3 protein-coding genes and 1 pseudogene are annotated in these 3,682 nt (G+C 56.9%); all 4 read right to left on the bottom strand.

The features are described 5' to 3' along the window. Positions 1 to 155: 155 nt before the first annotated feature. Positions 156 to 1,565 carry a tRNA uridine-5-carboxymethylaminomethyl(34) synthesis GTPase MnmE gene (gene mnmE, locus HCU66_RS26755; RefSeq protein ID WP_205891358.1) on the bottom strand — a complete coding sequence of 470 codons (1,410 nt, stop codon included), beginning with the start codon at positions 1,563 to 1,565 and terminating at the stop codon, positions 156 to 158. 79 nt (positions 1,566 to 1,644) lie between these two features. Beyond that, entirely contained in the window at positions 1,645 to 3,330 is a 1,686-nt protein-coding gene (gene yidC / locus HCU66_RS26760; RefSeq protein ID WP_205891359.1) for a membrane protein insertase YidC, read from the bottom strand. Between the two features lie 2 nt (positions 3,331 to 3,332). Then, positions 3,333 to 3,578 carry a membrane protein insertion efficiency factor YidD gene (gene yidD, locus HCU66_RS26765; RefSeq protein WP_010207715.1) on the bottom strand — a complete coding sequence of 82 codons (246 nt, stop codon included), beginning with the start codon at positions 3,576 to 3,578 and terminating at the stop codon, positions 3,333 to 3,335. After that, positions 3,571 to 3,682: pseudogene (locus tag HCU66_RS26770) on the bottom strand (ribonuclease P protein component); the annotation flags it as partial. The pseudogene HCU66_RS26770 and the gene yidD, both read right to left, overlap by 8 nt.

Here is a 3,682-nt window from a genome sequence, read left to right on the forward strand (position 1 = left end):
TTCACAGGGCTTAATCCACAGAAAAGGGCTGACCGGACAAATCCCGGGCACGGAAAATCCGCCCGACCAGAAAAATCTGCTCGGGAGCGCAGGGCTATTTCAGAAGAAGAGGAGCAGACAGGCCAGAACGGCCTGTCTGTGAGTAACGAGGAGGACTATTTGCCGATGCAGAAGCTGGAAAAGATCCTTCCCAGCAGGTCATCGGAGCTGAATGCACCGGTGATTTCGCCCAAAGACTGCTGGGCTTGCCGTAAATCTTCGGCCAGCAGTTCACCGGCACCCGCTAACGTCAGCTGCGCGCGGCCGTGTTCGAGGNCACCCGCTAACGTCAGCTGCGCGCGGCCGTGTTCGAGGGACGCACTCGCGTGACGCAGTGCCTCCAGGTGACGCCTGCGAGCACTGAAGCTGCTTTCAGAGGTCTGCTCGTAACCCATGCAGGCCTTGAGATGCTCGCGCAACAACTCCAGGCCTTCGCCAGCGGACCTGGCACTGAGGCTGATCGTGACGTGGCCATCGTCACTGACTTCCAAGGCAATCGCTTCGCCCGTCAGGTCTGCCTTGTTACGAATCAGCGTCACTTTTGCCGGATCCGGGCGGGTTTCCAGGAATTCCGGCCATAAGGCAAATGGATCAAGTGCCTCGGGAGCCGTGGCATCGACCACCAGCAATACCCGATCCGCTTCGCCGATGGCTTTCAATGCCCGTTCGACGCCGATTTTTTCCACCTGATCATCGGTATCTCGCAACCCGGCAGTGTCGACCACGTGCAATGGCATGCCATCGATGTGGATATGTTCGCGAAGAATGTCCCGGGTCGTGCCGGCAATCTCGGTCACGATCGCGGCTTCACGTCCGGCCAATGCATTCAGCAGGCTGGATTTGCCGGCATTCGGCCGACCGGCGATGACGACCGTCATGCCGTCACGCAGCAAAGCTCCCTGCCCGGCTTCCCGAAGCACTGTGGATAATTCGTCGCGCACTTTGTCGAGCATGCTCAGTACGTGGCCATCGGCAAGGAAGTCGATTTCTTCTTCGGGGAAGTCGATGGCCGCTTCGACATAGATACGCAGGCCTATCAGTTGCTCGGTGAGGTTATGCACACGCAGGGAAAACGCACCTTGCAACGAACGCAGGGCATTTCGCGCCGCCTGGGCAGAACTCGCCTCGATCAGGTCGGCAATGGCTTCGGCCTGAGCGAGGTCGAGTTTGTCGTTGAGGAAGGCGCGTTCACTGAATTCCCCTGGTCGAGCCAGACGACAGCCCAGCTCCAGGCAACGCTTGAGCAGCATATCCAGAACGATCGGACCACCGTGGCCCTGCAGCTCAAGCACATCTTCGCCGGTGAACGAATTCGGGCCCGGGAAATACAGCGCGATGCCTTCGTCCAGCACCTCTTGGTTCGCACTGAGGAACGGGCCGTAATGGGCAAACCGCGGTTTCAGTTCGCGACCGCTAATGGCTTTGGCCGCCACACTTGCCAGCGGCCCGGAAATACGGACGATGCCCACACCGCCGCGACCTTGAGCGGTGGCGACAGCAGCAATGGTTTCACGAGGAACGCTCATAAACCGGTATCCAGACAAAAGTGACAGATAGCAAAACGCCCCACTAGGGGGCGTTTTGAGTGGTTATCCACAGTGTAAATCAGGCAGTTGCTTTGGTAGCTGCTTCGATCTTACGCGTGATGTACCACTGTTGTGCGATGGACAGCACGTTGTTCACAACCCAGTACAGCACCAGACCGGCCGGGAACCACAGGAAGAAGAAGGTGAAGATGATTGGCATCAACTTCATCACCTTGGCCTGCATCGGATCCGGAGGCGTCGGGTTCAACTGCTGCTGGATGAACATGGTTGCGCCCATGATGATCGGCAGAATGAAGAACGGATCCTTGATCGACAGGTCAGTAATCCACAGCATGAATGGCGCCTGGCGCATTTCCACGCTTTCCAGCAGAACCCAGTACAGCGAAAGGAAAACCGGCATCTGCACCAGGATTGGCAAGCAGCCACCCAGTGGATTGATCTTTTCTTTCTTGTACAGCTCCATCATGGCTTGCGACATTTTCTGCCGGTCTTCGCCATGTTGCTCTTTCAGCGCGGCCAGTTTGGGTGCCACTGCACGCATGCGCGCCATGGATTTGTAGCTGGCAGCCGACAGCGGGAAGAAGATCCCCTTGATCAGCATGGTCAGGAAGATGATCGACCAGCCCCAGTTACCGACCAGCGCGTGGATATGTTGCAGCAGCCAGAAGATTGGCTGGGCAATGAACCACAGAATGCCGTAGTCGACGGTCAGTTCCAGACCTGGGGACAACTCTTTCAGGACAGCCTGGCTTTTTGGACCTGCGTACAGCACGGCGCTGGTTTCAGCCTTGGCACCTGGCGCAGCGGTCAGCGAAGGGCCGGTGTAGCCGATGATGTAGTTGCCTTTGCTGTCTTTACGAGTCTGGACGATATTGTTTTCGCCCTTGACCGGAATCCATGCAGTCACGAAGTAATGCTGCAACCAGGCAACCCAACCACCGGTGACGGTTTCTTTCAGCTGAGCCTTGTCCATGTCGCTCATCGACACTTTCTTGTACGGCTCGTTACTTGTCCACAGGGCGGCGCCCAGGTAAGTCGCGGTGCCGGTGGCAGTGCTGGAAGAAGGATCGGAGCTGGCATCGCGCTTCAGTTGCGCGAACATTGCACCGGACCAGGGCTGAGCGCTCTGGTTGTCGATCAGGTAGGAAACGGTTACGTCATACAGGCCACGTTTCAGGGTGAAACGCTTGATGTAGTTGACGCCGTCCTTGCTGAACTTGAGGTCCACGACCAATTGGTCCTGACCGTCAGCCAGTTGATAAATCTTCTTCTCGGAGGAGTAAACCGGACGACCGGCAGGACTTGCATCCGGACCGTTGGTGCCGATCAGGCCGCTCTGAGCCAGATAAGTCCGCTCATTGCCGTTATCGAACAGCTGGAATGGAATTTCCGGATGATCCTGGCGACGTGGATACAACGGCAGCGTCAACTGGGCAACATCGCCACCTTGTGGATCGATCGCCAGGTTGAGCACATCCGTTTTGATCTGGATGAGGTCTTTGCTTGCAGCCACTGGCGTTTCAGCAGGTGCTGTTGTACTGGCATCGCTTGCGGCGCGCGGGATGTCATCACTGACGGAAGCATTATTGCCAGTCGCCGAATCCGGTAGGCCCGGTGCGGTAGTACTGGAAGCAACATTCTGAGTCGGCAGGGCAGCCTGGCCATAGTCCTGGTTCCATTTAAGAACCATAACGTAGGACACGATTGCCAGGGCGACGATCAGGATCGTGCGTTTGATATCCATGATTACTCGGCCATCGAAGAAGAACGGGAGGTAGGGATAGGTGGAACCGGGTCATAACCACCGGGATTCCACGGATGACAGCGACCTAAACGACGAAAGGTCAGCCAGCCACCGCGCAGAAGGCCATGATTTTCTATGGCTTCTAACGCGTAGCAGGAACAACTGGGGTAGAAACGACAGTGACTGGCCATCAGGGGACTAATGGCATAGCGATAAAACTGGATCGGAACGAGTGCCAGTTTACGCATCGGGACTGTCTACCCCTACAGTTTCGGTTTTGACTGCTGGTACCGGCTTGCTGCGTGCCAGACGCTTCCAGAGTTTGCCGAAATGCTGAATCAATTCGGGGTTT

Origin of the sequence: Pseudomonas frederiksbergensis (assembly GCF_017114915.1) — a bacterium.
Taxonomy (GTDB): Bacteria; Pseudomonadota; Gammaproteobacteria; order Pseudomonadales; family Pseudomonadaceae; genus Aquipseudomonas; species Aquipseudomonas frederiksbergensis_I.